The sequence below is a fragment of the Rossellomorea sp. FS2 genome (genome assembly GCF_047915635.1).
Classification (GTDB): Bacteria; Bacillota; Bacilli; order Bacillales; family Bacillaceae_B; genus Rossellomorea; species Rossellomorea marisflavi_A.
In genome coordinates this window covers 1,850,779-1,870,925 of record NZ_JBLRVS010000001.1, presented here as the reverse complement: position 1 = coordinate 1,870,925, position 20,147 = coordinate 1,850,779, and the positions used below count along the sequence as shown (strand labels likewise).

General features: G+C 48.6%; 16 protein-coding genes, 16 tRNA genes and 1 rRNA gene. 32 read left to right on the top strand and 1 reads right to left on the bottom strand.

The annotated features are described in order from the left end of the window. Nucleotides 1-93: 93 nt before the first annotated feature. The 27 genes from rrf (at nucleotide 94) to ACNA6I_RS09675 (ending at nucleotide 13,237) form a co-directional block, all read left to right on the top strand. Nucleotides 94-210, top strand: a 5S ribosomal RNA gene (rrf, locus tag ACNA6I_RS09805). A gap of 7 nt (nucleotides 211-217) precedes the next feature. Continuing rightward, nucleotides 218-292, top strand: a tRNA-Asn gene (locus tag ACNA6I_RS09800). 6 nt (nucleotides 293-298) lie between these two features. Continuing rightward, a tRNA-Ser gene (locus ACNA6I_RS09795) sits at nucleotides 299-391 on the top strand. A 5-nt stretch (nucleotides 392-396) separates the two neighbouring features. Continuing rightward, nucleotides 397-471, top strand: a tRNA-Glu gene (locus ACNA6I_RS09790). Nucleotides 472-493: 22 nt separating this feature from the next. Further along, a tRNA-Val gene (locus ACNA6I_RS09785) sits at nucleotides 494-569 on the top strand. Between the two features lie 49 nt (nucleotides 570-618). Further along, nucleotides 619-692: transfer RNA gene (locus ACNA6I_RS09780), tRNA-Met, on the top strand. Nucleotides 693-820: 128 nt separating this feature from the next. Continuing rightward, nucleotides 821-897 (top strand) — tRNA-Asp (locus tag ACNA6I_RS09775). Nucleotides 898-924: 27 nt separating this feature from the next. Beyond that, a tRNA-Phe gene (locus ACNA6I_RS09770) sits at nucleotides 925-1,000 on the top strand. A gap of 9 nt (nucleotides 1,001-1,009) precedes the next feature. Beyond that, nucleotides 1,010-1,085, top strand: a tRNA-Thr gene (locus ACNA6I_RS09765). Between the two features lie 16 nt (nucleotides 1,086-1,101). Next, nucleotides 1,102-1,185, top strand: a tRNA-Tyr gene (locus ACNA6I_RS09760). Between the two features lie 8 nt (nucleotides 1,186-1,193). Next, a tRNA-Trp gene (locus ACNA6I_RS09755) sits at nucleotides 1,194-1,267 on the top strand. Between the two features lie 2 nt (nucleotides 1,268-1,269). Further along, nucleotides 1,270-1,345 (top strand) — tRNA-His (locus ACNA6I_RS09750). Between the two features lie 41 nt (nucleotides 1,346-1,386). Then, nucleotides 1,387-1,458, top strand: a tRNA-Gln gene (locus ACNA6I_RS09745). Between the two features lie 4 nt (nucleotides 1,459-1,462). Further along, nucleotides 1,463-1,537: transfer RNA gene (locus ACNA6I_RS09740), tRNA-Gly, on the top strand. Between the two features lie 9 nt (nucleotides 1,538-1,546). Continuing rightward, a tRNA-Cys gene (locus tag ACNA6I_RS09735) sits at nucleotides 1,547-1,620 on the top strand. A gap of 18 nt (nucleotides 1,621-1,638) precedes the next feature. Next, a tRNA-Leu gene (locus tag ACNA6I_RS09730) sits at nucleotides 1,639-1,723 on the top strand. A gap of 3 nt (nucleotides 1,724-1,726) precedes the next feature. After that, nucleotides 1,727-1,800: transfer RNA gene (locus tag ACNA6I_RS09725), tRNA-Gly, on the top strand. Between the two features lie 134 nt (nucleotides 1,801-1,934). Further along, the gene (locus tag ACNA6I_RS09720; RefSeq protein ID WP_416313200.1) at nucleotides 1,935-2,687 is read left to right on the top strand and encodes an alpha/beta hydrolase; all 753 of its coding nucleotides are present in this window, start codon (nucleotides 1,935-1,937) and stop codon (nucleotides 2,685-2,687) included. 153 nt (nucleotides 2,688-2,840) lie between these two features. Beyond that, a complete protein-coding gene (locus tag ACNA6I_RS09715) occupies nucleotides 2,841-3,782 on the top strand; it encodes a carbohydrate ABC transporter permease (protein WP_048004501.1) in 942 nt (313 codons plus the stop codon). After that, nucleotides 3,782-4,609, top strand: coding sequence for a carbohydrate ABC transporter permease (locus ACNA6I_RS09710; protein WP_048004562.1), 828 nt, complete (start codon nucleotides 3,782-3,784; stop codon nucleotides 4,607-4,609). The genes ACNA6I_RS09715 and ACNA6I_RS09710 overlap by 1 nt, the downstream gene beginning before the upstream one ends. 72 nt (nucleotides 4,610-4,681) lie before the next feature. After that, nucleotides 4,682-5,950, top strand: a complete 1,269-nt coding sequence (locus ACNA6I_RS09705) for an ABC transporter substrate-binding protein (protein ID WP_048004500.1) — start codon at nucleotides 4,682-4,684, stop codon at nucleotides 5,948-5,950. Nucleotides 5,951-6,099: 149 nt separating this feature from the next. Beyond that, nucleotides 6,100-7,896 carry a cache domain-containing sensor histidine kinase gene (locus tag ACNA6I_RS09700; protein ID WP_048004499.1) on the top strand — a complete coding sequence of 599 codons (1,797 nt, stop codon included), beginning with the start codon at nucleotides 6,100-6,102 and terminating at the stop codon, nucleotides 7,894-7,896. After that, nucleotides 7,874-9,430 carry a response regulator transcription factor gene (locus ACNA6I_RS09695; protein ID WP_252266323.1) on the top strand — a complete coding sequence of 519 codons (1,557 nt, stop codon included), beginning with the start codon at nucleotides 7,874-7,876 and terminating at the stop codon, nucleotides 9,428-9,430. The genes ACNA6I_RS09700 and ACNA6I_RS09695 overlap by 23 nt, the downstream gene beginning before the upstream one ends. Nucleotides 9,431-9,447: 17 nt before the next feature. Further along, the gene (locus tag ACNA6I_RS09690; RefSeq protein ID WP_048004561.1) at nucleotides 9,448-10,179 is read left to right on the top strand and encodes a ThuA domain-containing protein; all 732 of its coding nucleotides are present in this window, start codon (nucleotides 9,448-9,450) and stop codon (nucleotides 10,177-10,179) included. Further along, nucleotides 10,176-11,198, top strand: coding sequence for a Gfo/Idh/MocA family protein (locus ACNA6I_RS09685; protein WP_048012893.1), 1,023 nt, complete (start codon nucleotides 10,176-10,178; stop codon nucleotides 11,196-11,198). Before ACNA6I_RS09690 ends, ACNA6I_RS09685 begins: the two co-directional genes overlap by 4 nt. 17 nt (nucleotides 11,199-11,215) lie before the next feature. Further along, entirely contained in the window at nucleotides 11,216-12,256 is a 1,041-nt protein-coding gene (locus ACNA6I_RS09680) for a Gfo/Idh/MocA family protein (protein ID WP_416313199.1), read from the top strand. Nucleotides 12,257-12,268: 12 nt separating this feature from the next. Next, nucleotides 12,269-13,237: a sugar phosphate isomerase/epimerase family protein gene (locus ACNA6I_RS09675; protein WP_048004495.1), complete on the top strand. Its 969-nt coding sequence runs from the start codon at nucleotides 12,269-12,271 to the stop codon at nucleotides 13,235-13,237. A 485-nt stretch (nucleotides 13,238-13,722) separates the two neighbouring features. Here ACNA6I_RS09675 and ACNA6I_RS09670 read toward each other — a convergent pair whose 3' ends face one another. Further along, nucleotides 13,723-14,400: a B3/4 domain-containing protein gene (locus ACNA6I_RS09670; protein WP_048004494.1), complete on the bottom strand. Its 678-nt coding sequence runs from the start codon at nucleotides 14,398-14,400 to the stop codon at nucleotides 13,723-13,725. 83 nt (nucleotides 14,401-14,483) lie between these two features. On the opposite strand from ACNA6I_RS09670, the gene queG reads away from it, so the two are divergent. From queG to ACNA6I_RS09645, 5 genes are all read left to right on the top strand, one after another. Then, nucleotides 14,484-15,617: a tRNA epoxyqueuosine(34) reductase QueG gene (gene queG, locus ACNA6I_RS09665; protein ID WP_063191987.1), complete on the top strand. Its 1,134-nt coding sequence runs from the start codon at nucleotides 14,484-14,486 to the stop codon at nucleotides 15,615-15,617. 88 nt (nucleotides 15,618-15,705) lie between these two features. Further along, complete coding sequence (locus ACNA6I_RS09660; protein WP_187427084.1) at nucleotides 15,706-16,551, top strand: amidase domain-containing protein; 846 nt, start codon at nucleotides 15,706-15,708, stop codon at nucleotides 16,549-16,551. Between the two features lie 60 nt (nucleotides 16,552-16,611). Then, entirely contained in the window at nucleotides 16,612-17,085 is a 474-nt protein-coding gene (trmL, locus tag ACNA6I_RS09655) for a tRNA (uridine(34)/cytosine(34)/5-carboxymethylaminomethyluridine(34)-2'-O)-methyltransferase TrmL (RefSeq protein WP_048004491.1), read from the top strand. Nucleotides 17,086-17,171: 86 nt separating this feature from the next. Next, nucleotides 17,172-17,921 (top strand): oxygen-insensitive NADPH nitroreductase, encoded by a 750-nt coding sequence (nfsA, locus tag ACNA6I_RS09650; protein WP_048004490.1) that lies wholly within the window; start codon nucleotides 17,172-17,174, stop codon nucleotides 17,919-17,921. Nucleotides 17,922-18,250: 329 nt separating this feature from the next. Further along, complete coding sequence (locus tag ACNA6I_RS09645) at nucleotides 18,251-20,146, top strand: PrkA family serine protein kinase (protein ID WP_048004489.1); 1,896 nt, start codon at nucleotides 18,251-18,253, stop codon at nucleotides 20,144-20,146. Nucleotide 20,147 lies beyond the last annotated feature (1 nt).

Genomic DNA, 20,147 nt, shown 5'->3' with positions numbered 1-20,147 from the left:
CAGGGAATAAGTATACATAAAGTATAAAAAAACCTTGAAATCGCCGCGAGAATGCGGTATAATAATACTTGTCCTTTTGAAGGACATACATAGTCTGGTGACATTGGCGAAGAGGTCACACCCGTTCCCATGCCGAACACGGAAGTTAAGCTCTTCAGCGCCGATGGTAGTTGGGGGATCTCCCCCTGCGAGAGTAGGACGTCGCCAGGCGGTACATTCCACAGTAGCTCAGTGGTAGAGCTATCGGCTGTTAACCGATCGGTCGCAGGTTCGAGTCCTGCCTGTGGAGCCATTATATGGAGAGCTGTCCGAGTGGCCGAAGGAGCACGATTGGAAATCGTGTAGGCGGTTTATAGCTGTCTCAAGGGTTCAAATCCCTTGCTCTCCGCCATATATGGCCCGTTGGTCAAGCGGTTAAGACACCGCCCTTTCACGGCGGTAACACGGGTTCGAATCCCGTACGGGTCACCATTTTTAAATGCAAAGAATCAGTGGAGGATTAGCTCAGCTGGGAGAGCATCTGCCTTACAAGCAGAGGGTCGGCGGTTCGATCCCGTCATCCTCCACCATAGTTTTTTCGCGAAGCGAAGCGTAGTGAAAATAACTTATCATTATCGTCGCGGGGTGGAGCAGTTCGGTAGCTCGTCGGGCTCATAACCCGAAGGTCGCAGGTTCAAATCCTGTCCCCGCAATACCGTTTTGATCCGTGAGGATTGGAATGCAGTGACATTGATAGCGGATTTGCTATCGCAGTACTTTGATCTTTATTTTCGCTAACGCGAATACTAATGATAGCTATTTTGCTATCGCAAAAAGCTTTGGTCCGGTAGTTCAGTTGGTTAGAATGCCTGCCTGTCACGCAGGAGGTCGCGGGTTCGAGTCCCGTCCGGACCGCCATTTTTCATTTTAATACAAATATGCAATGGCTCAGTAGCTCAGTTGGTAGAGCAATGGACTGAAAATCCATGTGTCGGCGGTTCGATTCCGTCCTGAGCCACCATTTTTTTGTGCCGGTGTAGCTCAACTGGTAGAGCAACTGACTTGTAATCAGTAGGTTGGGGGTTCAAGTCCTCTTGCCGGCACCACTGATTTTTTATAGCTGGAGGGGTAGCGAAGTGGCTAAACGCGGCGGACTGTAAATCCGCTCCTTCGGGTTCGGCAGTTCGAATCTGCCCCCCTCCACCATTTAATACAGGGGCATAGTTTAACGGTAGAACGAAGGTCTCCAAAACCTTTGGTGCGGGTTCGATTCCTGCTGCCCCTGCCATGGCGATTGTGGCGAAGTGGTTAACGCACCGGATTGTGGTTCCGGCATTCGTGGGTTCGATTCCCATCAGTCGCCCCATATTTTTGTCACATTTTTCTCTGTGTGTCATATACTAACAGTGGGCTATAGCCAAGCGGTAAGGCATCGCACTTTGACTGCGACATGCGTTGGTTCGAATCCAGCTAGCCCAGTAGTGCGGAAGTAGTTCAGTGGTAGAACACCACCTTGCCAAGGTGGGGGTCGCGGGTTCGAATCCCGTCTTCCGCTCCATAGAAAAATGGCGGCATAGCCAAGTGGTAAGGCAGAGGTCTGCAAAACCTTTATCACCGGTTCAAATCCGGTTGCCGCCTCCATATTTTTTTTAGACGCTTGCCGGTGTGGCGGAATAGGCAGACGCGCACGACTCAAAATCGTGTTCCGTAAGGAGTGCCGGTTCGACCCCGGCCACCGGTACCATAAGCGGGTGTAGTTTAATGGTAAAACCTCAGCCTTCCAAGCTGATGTCGTGGGTTCGATTCCCATCACCCGCTCCATCTTACATATTCAGACTTCCAACAAATTCGTTGGAGGTCTTTTTTTGTATCAGGGGAGAGAATATCTGGAAACCCCATCCGTCTCCTTATATACTGGACATAACGTAACGTATTGATCATTAGGGGGAAAACGTATGAACATTCAATCCATCCAGTTGAGCAGCAACCCGCAATCGACGCTTACAGCCTATTCATTGGATACAACCAAGCGTATGAAAAACATCTCCACCCGTCCTGCCGTGTTGATCCTTCCGGGGGGAGGGTATTACTATACATCGGACCGGGAGGCAGAACCTGTAGCCATGGCGTACTTGTCTGAAGGCTATCATGCATTCATTCTTCGTTACTCTGTAGGAGAAGACAAGGGGTTTGAAGATTCATTCAGGGATGCTGAAGAAGCATTGGCATATGTAAGGAATCATGCCTCTGAATTTGGAGTGGATCCTGAGCGGATCGCAGTAGTCGGCTTTTCCGCCGGGGGGCATCTGGCCGCTTCACTGGGAACCATGGGCATGTTCAGACCGAGAGCCCTGATCCTCGGGTATCCTTGTATTCTTTCAACCCTTGAGGATGTACTAGCTTTTCCGGTGCCGTCACTGGAAGAGAGAGTGGACGGGAACACACCTCCAAGCTTTTTGTTTTCGACTTTTGAAGACCGCATCGTACCGGTCGAACATACGCTGGAATTCATGAGGGCCCTCAGCCGTGCTGGCGTCCCCTTTGAATCTCATATTTTTCAGCATGGTGTCCACGGACTTTCCCTTGGGAAGCCTTTGTCATCGGCTGGACAGCGTTCAATGGTAGACGGTGATTTCTCACAATGGTTTCAGCTCAGCATCTCCTGGCTCCACCGATTGATGGGAGACTTCCCCCTAGACCGGGAATAATAGATGTGACCCCCGCCCGCTTTACTCGGGCGGGGGTCTTTTTTTGTTGTCAAAGAGGTCAATATCGTGCCCCATCCATGTCAACTCAGTTGACTATAAAAAGTAAGCGTTTACATTATAATGAGAAAAAGCGTTACTGAAGGGGGAGAAGAGATGGAACCGAAGATAGAGACGGGACCGGTCAGGCCTGAGGTACAAATGAAGCCCGTTCCGAAAAAAGGACTCAAATGGAAAAGCGTATTGACCTATACCGCATTTGTGGGTCCGGCACTACTATTCTTTCTTGTTATACAAATCGTCCCGTTCCTGATGGGGCTGTACTATTCGTTTACATCGTGGAACGGGGTCAGTTCGGCTGTGGAATGGGTTGGATTCGATAATTATATCCGGATATTCACCGATGATCAGGTGTTCTTCCAATCCTTTATGTTCACAACAAAGTTCATGTTTGCAGCGGTGATAATCAGCAATGTGATCGGATTCGGGTTTGCCCTGCTCCTGAATGCAGCTTTGAAGACGAAGAATATCCTGAGAACCGTATTCTTTTTGCCGAATGTCATCGGCGGTCTGCTACTCGGATTCATCTGGCAGTTCATCTTCGTAAAAGGCTTTGCGTCGTTGGGCAACCTGACCGACCTCTCCCTGTTCAAGATGCCCTGGCTTGGGGATGAGAAGACGGCTTTCTGGGGCATCGTCATCGTCTTTGCATGGCAGATCAGCGGTTATATGATGGTCATTTATGTGGCAGCCCTGCAAGGAGTCGATACGTCCCTATTGGAAGCAGCAAAGATCGATGGTGCATCGAACTGGACGCTGTTGACACGGATCATTGTTCCTCTGATCCTGCCGGCTTTCACGATCTGCTTCTTCCTTACGATATCAATGGCATTCAAGATCTTTGATCTGAATATATCCCTGACAGGCGGGGGACCATTCAACTCCACCCAGTCTGTAGCCATCAATATTTATCAGGAAGCATTCCAGAATAACCGGTACGGTCTCGGTACAGCCAAATCGATCCTGTTCTTTGTCATCGTCGCTGTATTCACTACCGTCCAGGTGATGATCACGAAGAGGAAGGAGGTCCAGGCATGATGAACAACCGCTATACAAAAAGGACGTTCCTGCTCGAAATTGTCGCAATCGCACTGGCCATCGTCTTCATGATTCCCTTTTACTTCGTGTTGGTGAATTCGGTCAAACCGTTCGCAGCCATCTTGATCGATGCAGCGGCCTGGCCGGAAGAGTTCATGTTTTCAAACTATGCAAGGGTGTGGGAAATCATCCAGTTCCCCCGTGCCTTCATGAACTCCTTCATCATCACAACGATCAGTAACATCGGTCTTGTTCTGATTTCCTCCATGGCCGCATGGAAAATGGTCAGGACTCCGGGGAAGTTCAGTAAAATCCTATTCATTTTATTTGTATCAGCCATGGTCATTCCTTTCCAAACGGTCATGATTCCCCTGATGAAGGTGGGGGGGACACTGGGCCTGACAAATAGTATCCCGGGGTTGATCCTCATGTATTTTGGTTTCGGCGTGCCTCTGTCCCTCTTCCTCTACCATGGCTTTGTCAAGACGGTGCCGGTCGAGATCGAGGAGTCGGCCATGATGGATGGTTGCAGCTCATTCGGTGTCTTCTGGAGGATTGTCTTCCCTCTATTGAAGCCCATCACCGTCACAGTCGTCATTCTGAATACGCTCTGGATATGGAATGATTATCTTCTGCCGCTCCTGGTTCTGCAGGATGCAGAGCTCCGGACGATCCCGCTTGCTGCGAGCTCATTCTTTGCACAGTATACGAAGCAATGGGACATGGGACTTGCCGCTTTGGTCCTCGGGATCACACCGGTCATCATTTTCTTCCTGTTCCTTCAGAAGCATATCATTAAGGGAATTGCGTCAGGATCCATCAAGTAGATATAAACTTTCTGTGTATTCCATGCAGAAAATTATATAAAATTTAAAAGAAGAATGGGGAGGTCGAATCTAGTGAAACGTATTCTACTGTTAAGCATGTCGCTGATCCTGGTATTTGGGATCATTGCAGGCTGTTCATCCAAAGGCTCTTCGGGTTCGGATGGGAAGAGTGATGGGGATGTCGTGACCCTGAATTTCTTCCAGTTCAAGGTTGAAATCGCCGATCAATTACAGGAAATGATCAAGGAATTCGAAGCAGAGCATCCGAATATTAAAATCAAGCTTGAGACGGTAGGGGGAGGAGCGGACTACGGTGCAGCCCTGAAAGCCAAATTCGCTTCCGGAGAGGAACCGGATATTTTCAATAACGGTGGATTCAAGGAGTTGGATCTTTGGAAAGAAAAACTTGCCGACCTTTCAGGTGAGCCTTGGGTCGATCATGTACTTCCAATCGGTAAAGTCCCGATGACAGATGAGGATGGCAAGCTTTACGGGATGCCGGTCAACCTTGAAGGATACGGGTTCATTTATAACAAAGACCTTTTCGAAAAAGCAGGCATCAAGGAAGCACCAAAGACAATCGACGAACTGAATGATGCAGCAAAGAAATTGAAAGCGAAGGATATCACGCCGTTTTCAGCCGGTTATGGCGAATGGTGGGTCATCGGACAGCATTTGCTGAATATCCCGTTTGCCCAGCAGGAGGATCCCGACGCGTTCATCAAAGGATTGTATGATGGAACGGAAACATTCAAGGATAATGACAAGTTCAAAGAGTTCAAGAGTGTACTGGATGCAGAAATCAAGAATGCCAACGATAATCCGCTGACGACGGATTATAACACCCAAGTGACACTCTTTGCCTCAGGGGAAACCGCGATGCTTCAACAGGGGAACTGGACAGAAAACATGATCACTGAAGTCAACCCTGACATCAACATGGGCTTCCTTCCTATTCCACTGGATAATGATGAGAGTGCCGATCGACTGCCTGTAGGGGTCCCGAACAACTGGGTACTCAATAAAAACTCAAAGCATCTGGATGAAGCGAAGATGTTCCTTGAGTGGATGGTTTCATCGGAAACAGGAAAACGTTATATCACAGAAGAGTTTGCCTTCATTCCGGCTTTCGATAACATCGAACCGAATGGATTGGGGGACCTGGGAGAATCCATCCTGACGTACTCGAAGGATGAGAAGACGATCCCTTGGACATGGTTCCAATGGCCGGATGGAGCAAATAAAGAATTCGCTGCTACCATCCAGGAATATGCTGCAGGGAAGATCGACTACGATACGGTCCTGGATCGATTCCAGAAAACATGGGATAACCTGAAGTAAAAAAGGGGATGGAAAGCACAGGTCATGGGTGCTTTCCATTTTTTATCGGTTCTATCAGTATTTTAAAATATTTTTTTAGAAAACCCTTTCAAATAGGAGGAGGGAAGATTTATACTATTTTATAAGCAAGTTTCGGGGGGCCTGGACCGATGTTGAAGGGAAGCATCCGCAACAAGCTCATTTTCTTATTGATGATCACGACGATCCTGCCCTTTGGCTCTTCGATCATTGTCACCTATCTCTATACAAAGGATTCCATGGAAGACCAGGTGGTGAAAGAGAGCAGCAACTTGCTTTACCAAGGGAAGGTGAACCTTGAAGGGTATATTGGGGAATTGAATGATTTGTCCCTCTCCCTCTATAACAATCCCGATTTTATCAATTATATGAAGTCTCCTGACAAAGACCACGGCTATCTGACCATCGGGATGGTGAAGAATGTGATGCAGACCATTCTTTACACAGGAGATACGATCAATGGGGTGAAGATTTCTTTTCTTGAGGAAGACCGCTTCATCTCGGCGACGAGACGCACCAATGTCGTATTCTCAAGGGGGATATCCGAAGAAAATGAGGCCTCTTATCTGAAGGCAGCCCAAAGTCCATTCAATATGTATATTGAGCCTGCTTACAGCCAGCAGGAGGAGAAGATCAGGCGCTCAAAGGAAATCGTGACGATCCACCGGGCATTCCGGAACGTCCCGGATAATGACGTCCTTGCCTACATATCCCTCGATGTCGCTCCAGATAAAATCGTCGATCTCAGCCGTAATATGTACAATAGTGAATCAGAAGAGTTTTATGTCCTATCACCTCAAGGGGATATGATCTACAGCTCCGATGCCGAGATATCGGATAAGCAGCAATGGATTCAAGAGGTCATCGGCGAAGAGAAAGAAGCGGGCACCATCGAGTGGAAGAGAGATGACTTCAATGGGGTAATCATGTACGATCGCCTGTCACCATCTGCAGGAGGATGGTTCCTCGTCAAACGTGTCGCTTATGCAGACTTATATGAAAGCGCTTTTAATGTAGCGAAGATCAATATCCTCTTTGGGGTCATTGGGCTCGGCTTGGTGGTACTTGCCACCCTGTTTGTTTCATTCAAGATCACCTCACCCATCCGTGGGCTTCTGCAATCCATCCGGCAGGTTGAAAGTGGGAACATGCAGGTGAAGGCCGAGGTATACAGCGAGGATGAAATCGGGGTTTTGAGCAGAAGGTTCCATCAAATGGTGGACCGGATCAATCATCTCATCAATCGGGAGTATAAGCTTGAGCTTGAAAACCGTACGAGTCAATTGAAGATGCTCCAATCACAGATCAATCCTCATTTCTTGTATAATGCACTCCAATCAATCGGCACACTTGGCTTGAAGAATCATGTTCCACACATTTATTCCCTTGTGACACATCTCTCCAAGATCATGAGGTACGGGATGGATATGCAGGAAGACGTCGTTCCCCTCCATAAGGAAATCACCTATGCGGCCGCCTATCTCCTGCTGCAAAAAGAACGCTTTGGAGACCAGCTCCAATACGACATCGATGTACAAGACGACATCAGGGAAGTCGCCGTACCCAAGATGATCCTGCAGCCCATCATTGAAAACTACTTTAAGCATGGTTTTGATGGGAGAAACGGGGTAGGCGTCATCGCCCTGGATTGCCGGCGCGAAGGAGATCAATTGATCATCGTGGTGAAAGATAATGGAGGAGGCATACCAGATCAGAGGCTTGAAGAAATCGAGAAGCAGTTGTACGACTCATCCAAAAAGCCGGAAGGGCATATCGGATTGAAAAACGTGTATGTCCGATTGGCTCTCTACTATGGCGGGAAGGCCGCTCTTTTGTTGAAGAACGTGGATGGGGGCGGACTCATGGTAAGAATCGAAGTACCACTCCAATGGGAGGATGATGCCGATGAAAGCCATCATCGTGGATGATGAGAAGCACGTGCGGGAGGGGTTGATCCTCCTTGCTGATTGGGCAAGTCATGGAATCGATACTGTCATGGAAGCAGAAGATGGGGAGGAAGCCGTCGAACTGATCCAAAAGCACCGGCCGGAAATCATCTTCACCGATATGCGCATGCCCAAGAGAGACGGAATCAGCCTGTTGAAATGGATCCACACGGCCGATATCCGAAGTAAAACCATCGTCGTAAGCGGCCATGATGACTTTGAATTGATGAGGAATGCCATCCATTATAAGAGCTTCGACTATCTGTTGAAACCCATCGAGCCCGAGATACTGAATGAGACCCTCGAAAGGGCCGTAAAGGAATGGAGGGATCACCGTCGTTCGGAAGCAGAGGAGAGGCAGGCAATGAACGAAGTGAAACCCCGCTATTGGGATCACTTGCTTTCGACTCTGTGCCGTCAATCCTCCGTCCCCCCTTCAGCGGAGAAGGAATTTCTCAAGGAGCATGGACGATCGCTGGTGGACTGTGAAAAGCGCATTGCGATCTTTTCAGTGAAACCCATGATCCGACACGTTTTCCAAGGTGATCTCGAACTGACGATGTTTACCGTGATGAATATTTGCAATGAGTGGCTCAGAAGCAAGGATATCGGTGTCTGCTTCCGCCATACCCATTCAGATGATGAAGTCGCCATCCTCCTCTGGGATATACAGGATGCAGAGAGAAGGCTCCGTCAATTGACCGAGCGAATCTATCACTATAGCAGCGTGCATATCACCATGGCCATCGGGACGATTTCCACCCATATGCATGAAGCGTATCAAGAGGCACTTGCCATTCATCTTGGAAGGGATTTGACCGGGAAGGAGCCCGTTGTATCAAGAACTGAAAGGAAGTCTGAGCTTCCTCATCTTTTCGATTATGCCACCGAGTTGAAGCTTCTGATCCAGGCAGGCGATAAGGATAAGCTCTCATCCAAAGTAATGACGATCGTGGATTCCCTGTATAGGAAACAGGGCCTCACCCTTGCCAGGCTGAAGGAGTGGGATGATCAGTTCAACCTCCTCCGATCCAATTGGCTCAAGGAGTACGGTATAACTCTCGAAAGGAAACCGGAAGGATGGGACTATTGGGGAAGGGATGGGTCCTTTTTGATTGATCGGTTCAAAGAGGGGAAAAGAAAAGACTTTCTCGAACTCATCGATTGTCTGTCGAACATCAGGTATCAGAAGGAAAAGAACCCCATGCAGGAAGTGGAACAATTCTTGAAAAAGCATTATGTAGAAGAAGTGAGTCTTCAGGAAATTGCCGACCGATTCTTTCTGAGCAGGGAATACATTTCCCGCAGGTTCAAACAGGAATACGGAGTGACAATTACGGATTATCTAGCATCGGTCAGGGTAGAGAAGGCAAAGCAGCTGTTATCCAATCCTTACGTGAAAATCTATCAGGTTGCTCACGATGTAGGATTCCAGAATGAGAAATATTTTAGTAAGGTATTCAAGAAGCTTACAGGAGAAACACCGGCACAATTTAGGCAATCGCTTGCACAATGACAAATGGAGGGAATCGAATAATGAATGTTACAGTTTGGAACGAAAATCGTCATGAACAACAGAATCCAGTGGTGAGGGAAATCTACCCAAAAGGAATACACGGAGCAATCGCTTCCTTCCTCGAAGAGGCATTCAATGTGAGGACAGCTACATTGGATGAACCTGAGCATGGCCTGACACAGGAGGTCCTTGATGGAACAGATGTATTGATCTGGTGGGGGCATCTTGCCCACGGGGAAGTGAGTGACGAAGTAGTAGAAAGAGTGAAGCAGCGGATATTGGATGGAATGGGTCTGATTGTTCTTCACTCCGGTCACTTCTCGAAAATCTTCAAGACCCTCATGGGTACTTCCTGTGATTTGAAATGGCGTGAAGCCGATGAGAAGGAACGGATTTGGATCGTGGATCCATCCCACCCGATTGCAGAAGGGATAGGGGAAAGCATTGAGCTTGAGAAAGAAGAGATGTACGGCGAACACTTTGATATCCCGGCACCGGATCAGCTTGTGATGGTGAGCTGGTTTGAAGGAGGAGAAGTCTTCAGGAGCGGATGTACGTATCAGCGTGGGAACGGGAAGATCTTCTATTTCCGTCCAGGCCATGAAACGTATCCTACCTATTATCATAAAGACGTGCAAAAGGTGATTGAGAATGCGGTGAAGTGGGCTGCCCCTGTGAACCGAAACAGACCTGTCTACGGAAATGCCCAGCCGCTTGAAACGATTAAAGCGAAGGAGGAAGCAAAATGAAACCATTGAAGATTGGTGTGATTGGATGCGGTAGTATCGCGAAACACAGGCATATTCCTGAGTACATGGCCAATGAACACGCAGAGATCGTGGCGGTTTGTGATATCGTAAAGGACCGCGCCGAAGAGATGGCAGACCAGATTGGTGCAAAAGCGTATACGGATTACAAAGAATTGTTGAAGGATGAGTCGATTAAAGCGGTGAGCGTCTGTACGCCGAATGCCCTCCACGCTCCGATTTCCATCGATGCATTGAAAGCAGGAAAGCATGTCCTTTGCGAAAAGCCGATGGCCACTTCCACTGAAGAGGCGCAAGCCATGATCGATGCAGCCAATCAAGCCGGCCGAAAACTGATGATCGGACACAATCAGCGTTTTGTCCCATCCCACCAAAAAGCGAAGGAGCTCATCTCCAAAGGAGAAGCCGGAAAGATTTACAGCTTCCGCACCGCATTCGGTCACGGTGGTCCTGAAGGCTGGAGCGTGGATGGAAAAGATAGCTGGTTCTTCAGGAAAGAAGAAGCCTTCATCGGTGCCATGGGTGACCTTGGCGTCCATAAAACAGATCTTATGCGATACATCCTCGGTGAAGAATTCGTGGAAGTCGGCGCATTCGTCGAAACGTCTTCCAAAGAAAATGCCGATGTCGATGATACGGCCGTATGCGTCTTGAAAACGGAGAGCGGGACCATCGGGACCCTCGCTGCCAGCTGGTCGTATCAGAAGGAAGATAATTCGACCGTCATCTACGGTGAAAAAGCCGTTCTACGACTTGAAGAAGATCCAGTCAATTCCCTTGTCGTCCAGTATTCAACTGGTGAAGTCGTCAAGTATGAACTGGGTGGAATCCAGACGAACGATGACGGCGGTCAGTCTGCATCGGGAGTCATCGATCGTTTCGTGACTTCAGTCGTGGAAGATGTTCCGGCAGCTGTCCCGGGTGAAGAAGCCATGAAATCTCTGCAGGTGGTCCTGGGAGCCCTTGAATCGAGTAAAACCAAGCAGATCATTAGATTGTAAGATAAGGAGTTTCAGCCATGAAAAAGCTCAAAATGGGAATCATCGGTGCCGGAGGGATCGCCCAAGGCCGCCATATTCCCGCTTATAAAAAACTGTCAGATATCGTTACCATTACAGCGGTGAGCGATCTTAACCCGGCAACCGCTGCCGGAGTCGCAAAGGAGCACTCCATTCCCCATGTTTTCAGCAATTATCATGACATGTTCGACATTGTGGATGCCGTCACCATCTGCACGCCGAATAAGTTTCATGCAGAGATCAGCATCGCCGCCTTGAATGCGGGGGTCCACGTTTTCTGTGAAAAGCCCATGGCGATGACGACGGCAGAATGCGAAGCCATGATCGATGCGTCCAGAAAATCAGGAAAACTCCTCGGGATCGCTTATCACTACCGGTTCATGAAGGATTCCATCGCTGCAAAAAGGGTCATTACTGAAAACGAAATCGGCGAGCCGATCGTGGCAAGGGCCCGTGCGATCCGACGTCGCAAAGTCCCGGGCTGGGGTGTATTCACCAACCGGGAGCTTCAGGGAGGTGGCAGCCTCATCGACTACGGATGTCATTTCCTCGACCTTTCCCTATGGCTCCTTGGAAATCCAATCCCGGTTGAAGTGACGGGTACTGCTTACAATAAGCTCTCCCGCATGCCTGGACAGGTCAATCAGTGGGGGGATTTCGACAGGGAGAACTTCGAGGTGGATGATCACGTGACAGCCTATATCAAATTCGATAATGGTGCATCCATGTTATTTGAGACATCCTGGTCGGCCAACGTCAAGTCGGATGAAGAGACCATGAGCATCTCTGGTGAAATTGGAGGGATCGACCTTTTCCCATTCCAGATGAATCAGATGAAGCACGGCATGCTCCTGAATAGTGAGGCGGATTGGATACCCGGTGACGATGATGCGGGCATCCCCCAGGCGATGAATTTCATCAAGAGCTGCTTAGGTGATGAAGAGCTTATTGTAAAACCGGAAGAAGCACTGCAGGTTTCAGCCATAATTGAAGCCATCTATAAAAGCAGCGAAACGGGGAAAAGCATCACATTAAGATAGGAGGAAACATAGATGAAGCTCGGAGTATTTACTGTATTATTCTCTGAAAAGAGTTTTGAAGAGATGTTGGACTATGTAAAAGAAGCGGGGCTCCATTCCGTTGAAATCGGGACTGGGGGGTATCCCGGTAACGCCCATTGTGACCTCGACGTTTTACTGGAGAGTGAGGAGAAACGCAGGGAGTATGCAGAGAAAGTGTCGTCAAGAGGATTGGAGATCAGTGCTTTTAGCTGCCACGGAAATCCACTGACACCTGACAAATCATTTGCAGAAGAATCCCATAGAGCCCTTGAGAAGACCATCCGTCTTGCCGGTCTGATGAATGTACCTGTCGTGAACTGCTTCTCCGGTACGGCCGGGGATCATGAAGGAGCCAAGCATCCCAACTGGCCCGTCACCCCGTGGCCGAATGAGTACGGCGACGTGTTGACATGGCAATGGGAAGAGAAATTGATCCCATACTGGAAGGAGATGGGGAAACTCGCAGAAGAAAATGGCGTGAAGATCGGCCTTGAGCTTCATGGCGGGTTCCTTGTGCACACCCCATACACCCTTCTGAAACTAAGGGAAGAAACGAGTAAAGCCATTGGCGCCAATCTCGATCCTAGTCATCTGTGGTGGCAGGGGATCGATCCGGTTGCCGCCATCAAGATCCTCGGGCAGGCAGATGCGATTCATCACTTCCATGCAAAAGACACGTACATCGATCAGGACAACGTCAACATGTATGGCCTGACAGATATGCAGCCATACGGAAACGTAAGGAGCAGGGCCTGGACGTTCCGCTCAGTCGGATGCGGTCATGGGTTGCAGGAATGGTCCGACATGATGAGCGCCCTTCGTACGTATGGGTATGACTACGTCGTAAGCATCGAACATGAAGACCCGATCATGTCGATTGAAGAAGGCTTCCTCCGGGCAGTGAAGAACCTGAAGTCGGTCCTGATCGAGGAGACACCGTCTGATATGTGGTGGGTGTAAGCCCGCTTTGTGTAGGATTCCTCGCTTGCAGGAAGATTGGCAAACGATGAATGTGTGAATAAAGAAAAGAACTCCTTTGTGGAACCATTCTACAAAGGGGTTTTTTATTGAAGACTAGTGTCATTCTTGTAAGGGAAAGTTTGCAGTGTATTTTACATATTAGAGAGGATAAGGTAGCAGTGAGGATTGCCGTAACGCAAGTGAATCCACGTTTGGATAGTAAATGACTGGCTTCCTAACATTGTTCAAATTTCTATAGGTTTTTGCATCATCAAAGAGTGTATTGAAGCGGAAGGGACTTGACTCCTACGGGAAGAGAGGGATGATCGAGACCCCGCAAGAATGAGGAGGCTCGACTTCCTCCCAGTGGAAAGCAAGTCCCTGGAGCGAAAAGGAACGGTCTCTGTTTCTGAAGTTACCCTATAAAAAAAGACAAAACCAAAAGGCAAAAATCGCCTATCATGGTTTTGTCCAATAGAGTACGATCAATAATCCGTCGTGACGACCGTATGTGTGGCTTCACCACCGTGGATGCCGGTGAACATTTCTTCGAGGGAAGAAGTTAGCTGATCGCATTCGTCGGACGAGAGTGAAGGTCTCATGTAGATGATCTGAACAGCCTCCGTTGTCTTCTCATCAACCGGCGCACGTGCCGAGTCCACAAACGGACTTCCAAATGGACCCGATCCATCGCAGGCAATGATCAGACCTTCAAGCGAGTTGTCCCTTCCGTTCAGCCCTTTGTATGTTTCACCGGGGCCCCCTACGCGCAGGGTGAGGGAGTTGCCGTCGACCTTGTTCCAGTCGTACACTCCTACGGGCACCTGGTAGCGGAGGGAAAAGAAATTATTGAGGTCGATGGCCGAGTTGATCGTGCCGAGATAATTCTGTTTTCCGATTCTCCTGTAGAGCGCCTCAGCTGAATGACGGTAGCGGTTCGGATCTTTTCCGGTCTTCCTGAATACATCGCGCCATTCGTTGATCCCCGGGAAGTCCGTCACGCTTTGGTCCTGAAGATCAAAGTAGATGGATTCTTGAAAAAGCTGAAGACGCCCTTTGAGCATCTGTGGTGATTCCCCGACCTCGATGCCTCTATAGTGAATGATCCCTGCTTTGAAGTCGGGGACCTTTTCTTTCAATGTTGAATCAATGATGATTTCCACTTTATTTCCCTCCACATTTCGTTTGAAATAGTTTATCATAGTACAATGCATTCATGCGAACGAGAGAAAGGAGGCGGATGGACATGGACATGGAACAGTTGAAGTCGGATATCATTTCCTATAGTAAAACGATCGGAATCGATAAGATCGGATTCACTACGGCAGATACATTCACGGAAATGAAGAATCGCCTCATCCGTCAGGAAATGGCGGGATTCCAGTCGGGTTTTGAAGAACCTGACATAGATAAGCGCGTTGACCCATCCCTTACATTCGATCAACCACGATCCATCATTGCCATCGCCCTTGCCTATCCTTCGAGGATGAAGGATGCCCCAAGGAGCAAAAGGGGTGAGCGGAGGGGGATCTTCTGCAGGGCTTCGTGGGGGACGGACTACCATCATATCCTCAGGGATCGGTTGAAAAAGCTGGAAGAATACATTGTTTCCCGTATCCCGGAGGCCCGGTTCAGGTCGATGGTGGACACGGGGGAACTCGTGGACCGCGCTGTGTCAGAACGTGCGGGTATCGGATGGAGCGGGAAGAACTGCTCGATCATTACACCTGAGTTCGGTTCATACGTCTATCTTGGGGAGATGATCACCAATCTTCCGTTTTCACCGGATAAGCCCATTGAAGACGGCTGCGGCACATGCAATAAATGTGTGGACGTATGTCCGACCGGCGCCCTGATAGAAGGCGGCAGGCTCGATGCTCAGAAATGCATTGCATTCCTGACGCAGACAAAGGGATTCCTTAAGGATGAGTACCGGGTCAAACTCGGGAATCGACTTTACGGATGTGATACATGCCAAACGGTGTGTCCGGAGAATAAGGGCAAAGATTTTCACCTCCATAAGGAAATGGAGCCGGACCCTGAAGTGGCGAAACCGCTCTTGAAGCCGCTTCTGACGATTTCCAATCGTGATTTCAAGGAAACTTATGGCCACATCTCAGGATCGTGGAGGGGGAAGAAACCCATTCAGAGAAACGCCATCATTGCACTGGCCCATTACAAAGATGAAACCGCGATCCCTGATCTGATCGGGGTTTTGAGGAATGATGTCCGTCCCGTCATGAGGGGGACCTCAGCCTGGGCACTCGGGAAAATCGGGGGTCAGGAAGCGGAAGAAGCATTGAAACATCAGATTGAGAAGGAAGCAGATCCTGAAGTCCTCGAGGAAATCGAAAAAGGTCTGCACATGCTGACAGAATAGAAGCCGACCATGAGGGTACGGCTTCTTTTTATTCCCTTCGCGGCATACCCATTAGGGAGGAGGGGAACGTATGATCAGAAGGATATTAATGGAGAACGTCGGGGTCGTGATCAATGATTTCACATCAATCGGCGACTCGCAGTTCGAAAAGGTGAACCGCAAGAAGGCGTCCTTCCTGAAGCGTGATGCTAAGCTGCTCAAGGTGGGAGCGACAGGCAAGGTCCACACCATCGACAAACAACTGGACGATACAGAAAAGGTCACTTATTCTGTTCACTATACGTATTTCATCAAACACGGCAACCACTACTATCTTGAAGAGGAAGTGGAAAGCCGGAAGGCCGTTTATTATGGTGGAGTGATCTATGAAGATGTGGAAGAGCCGATTCCCGCCATGGAACCGGGTGTGGATGAGGAGGAATATGAGGGAGGGGAAAGACTCGAATATCGCTATGACCGGCACGCGGCGGTTCAATATGCGGAAAAATGGTGGAACAGCTATAACCCTGCATATAAAAAATTTGAGAATGACTGTACGAACTTCATTTCACAATGCCTTCATGCTGGCGATGCTCCCATGAGGGGATATCCGACAAAGGGAAAAGGATGGTGGATGAGGAATCAGAGCTGGAGCTACAGCTGGACCGTCGCCCATTCCCTGCGGCAGTATATTCCTAATTCGTCCGTAGGCCTCCGTGGCAAGCTGGTTGAATCTCCCGATAAGCTGAAGCTGGGGGATGTAATTTGCTATGATTTCGAAGGGGATGGCCGGTTCGATCATACGACCATTGTGACGGGGAGGGATGCAGATGGGATGCCCCTGGTGAATGCCCATACGTATAATTGCCGGATGAGGTATTGGAACTACGAGGATTCCACCGCTTACACCCCCAACATCAAATACAAATTCCTTACCATCATGGACGATCGCTGACAACCTTTTTATAAAAGTGGTATAATGTCACGTATAGTTTTAAGAATGAGGTGACAACACTTGGGAGTACATGTTGTTTTATATCAACCGGAAATCCCCGCCAATACGGGGAATATCGCACGTACGTGTGCAGCCACTGATACGACACTCCATCTGATCCGTCCACTCGGTTTTTCGACGGACGATAAGATGCTGAAGCGTGCAGGGCTGGATTATTGGGAATTCGTTGAAATCATCTATTATGATTCCTTGGAGGAATTCTTCGAAAAGAATGCTGAAGGAGAGTTCTTTTATCTGACCAAATACGGTAAGATCCCCCATACAACGTTCGACTACAGCGACGTGGAAAAAGATCATTATTTCATATTTGGAAAAGAGACGACTGGTCTTCCCGATGAGGTAATCGAACAGAATATGGACCGTGCGCTGCGGATCCCGATGAATGGGAATGTGCGCTCATTGAACCTGTCCAATACCGCGGCGATCCTCGTATATGAGGCCCTTCGCCAAAAAGGATATCCCGGGCTCGACTGAAGCTGATCTTAAAAAGGAATGAAAATCAAATGATTTTCATTCCTTTTTTCGTTTGGTTTATACTAAGAGTCAAGGAGATGATACCTATGAATGAAACAATAGAAACGATACTCAAACACCGTTCCATCCGTCAGTTTACTGATCAAACCTTGACGGATGAAGAAATCCGTACGATTGTGAGCTCTGCTCAGGCTGCAAGTACGTCAAGCTACATACAGGCGTATACGATCATCGGGGTGAAGGACCCGGAGAAGAAGAAGAAACTCGCCGAGCTCGCCGGGAATCAATCCTATGTAGAGCATAACGGTCACTTCTTCGTGTTCTGTGCCGACCTCCACCGCCATGAAAAGATCGGTGAGTGGGAAGGAGCCGATGTGGTACCGACACTTGAAAGCACCGAAAAATTCATGGTCGCCCTCATCGATGCGGCACTTGCTGCGCAAAACGCATCGCTTGCGGCGGAATCAATGGGACTTGGAATCTGCTATATCGGCGGAATCCGAAACGATCTTGAACGTGTAAGTGACGTATTGAATCTTCCCGACCGGGTCGTTCCGTTGTTCGGTCTTGCAGTGGGACACCCTGCACATGAATCCGACGTGAAACCGAGGCTTCCGTTTGATGCCATCTACCATGAAGATGGGTATGAGAGGGATGAGGCGAAGATGAAGGAAACATTGAAAGAGTACGATGATACCATTTCTTCCTATTACCACGCACGTACGGCTGGGAAACGATCCGACCGCTGGAGCGGTCAGATGGCCAATATGCTTTCGAACAGACCCCGCATGTATATGAAGGAGTTTGTGGAGAAAAAAGGATTCAATAAGCGCTGAAACAAAAAAACTGACCGATGGGGTCAGTTTTTTTGTTTAGTTGGAGCCGGGCTTGTCATTATAGCCTGCAGTGAAAATCGCAGTCAAGAAAGCCAGGGATACTCCCAAAATCAATAGAAAATTCATTTCCAGACCTCCCAAGATGAACTTGTCATACAGTCTGGTTTTAGTATAGCCTATTTTACAAATGTTGTGAACTTCTTTTTGAAAACGCGTTCAGTCGCCTTCCTTTATTCCCCTTGATAAATCCCATCTTCTTAACATGTTCACAGGAGGATGGGCATAGAGTATATTAATCGTCTCTCAACAAGTGACAAGGGGAGGTCCTTATGGATATCTTAAAAAGAATTGAACATTTTCGAGAAGAAGAAGAAAAGCTGAAATGGGAAGGGACGTTTGCACAGTACCTGGATCTGCTGAAAGAAAAACAGTGGGTCGGTCAGTCAGCACATTCACGGGTTTTTAATATGATCAAAGACGCAGGCGTGGAGGATATAGAAGGCAAGCGGAAGTACAATTTCTTCAGCGATCAATTATTTGGTCTCGAGGAAGCACTCGAACGCCTGGTAGAAGAATACTTTCATCCGGCTGCGAAACGACTGGATGTCCGTAAGCGGATCCTGCTTTTGATGGGTCCTGTCAGTGGAGGGAAGTCGACCCTGGTAGCCATGCTGAAACGGGGTCTGGAACAATACTCAAGAACCGATCGCGGAGCGGTCTTCTCCATCAAAGGTTGTCCGATGCATGAAGATCCGCTCCATCTCATTCCCCAGCATCTCCGGGAGGAATTCTTCGAAGAATATGGCATCCGGATCGAGGGGAATCTATCCCCGCTCAATACCATGAGGCTTGAAAAGGAATATCACGGGCGCATCGAGGATGTGCAGGTGGAAAGGGTTTTCTTCTCTGAAGATAAACGTGTCGGCATCGGGACATTCAGTCCTTCTGATCCAAAATCCCAGGATATTGCCGATTTGACGGGCAGCATCGATTTCTCGACCATCGCGGAGTATGGATCAGAGTCCGATCCGAGGGCGTACCGGTTCGACGGGGAGTTGAATAAAGCAAACCGCGGACTGATGGAGTTCCAGGAGATGCTGAAATGTGATGAAAAATTCCTATGGCATTTATTATCCCTGACGCAGGAAGGGAATTTCAAAGCAGGACGTTTTGCGTTAATTTCTGCAGACGAACTGATTGTGGCCCATACAAATGAAACGGAGTACCGCTCCTTCATCGCGAATAAGAAGAATGAAGCCCTTCATTCAAGGATCATCGTCATGCCGGTTCCGTACAATCTCAAAGTGACACAGGAAGAAAAAATCTACGAAAAAATGATCAATGAGAGCGATGTGAACAACGTCCATGTGGCCCCTCATACTCTCAGGGTGGCAGCCATGTTCACGATTCTGACGCGCTTGAAAGAACCGAAGCGCGGGGATATCGACCTCATCAAAAAAATGCGCCTGTACGACGGCGAAAGTGTCGAAGGATTCAACTCGGCCGATGTGGACGAAATGAAGAAGGAGTACCAGGACGAAGGCATGAGCGGCATCGATCCGCGGTACGTGATCAACAGGATCTCTTCCACCATCATCCGGAAAGAAGTGCCGACCATCAATGCGCTGGATGTCCTCCGTGCGCTCAAAGAAGGACTGGATCAGCATCCGTCCATCACAGCCGAGCTTCGGGAAAAATATCTGAACTTCATATCACTTGCCAGAAAAGAATACGATGATATCGCGAAGAAAGAAGTACAGAAAGCCTTTGTGTACTCGTATGAAGAATCAGCCAAGACCCTCATGGATAACTATCTCGATAATGTCGAAGCGTACTGCAACAAAGCGAAGCTCCATGATCCGCTCACCGGTGAAGAAATCAATCCGGATGAAAAACTCATGCGCTCCATCGAAGAACAGATCGGGATCTCTGAAAATGCGAAAAAAGCGTTCAGGGAAGAAATCCTCATCAGAATTTCCGCCTATGCCCGTAAAGGGAAGAGATTCGACTATAATTCCCATGATCGCCTGCGGGAAGCCATCCAGAAGAAACTTTTTGCCGATCTGAAAGACGTTGTGAAGATCACGACATCTTCCAAGACGCCTGATGAGCAACAGTTGAAAAAGGTCAATGAAGTCGTGGCAAGACTCATCGATGAACACGGATATAATTCAACCAGTGCCAATGAGCTCCTCCGCTATGTAGGAAGTCTCCTTAATCGTTAAA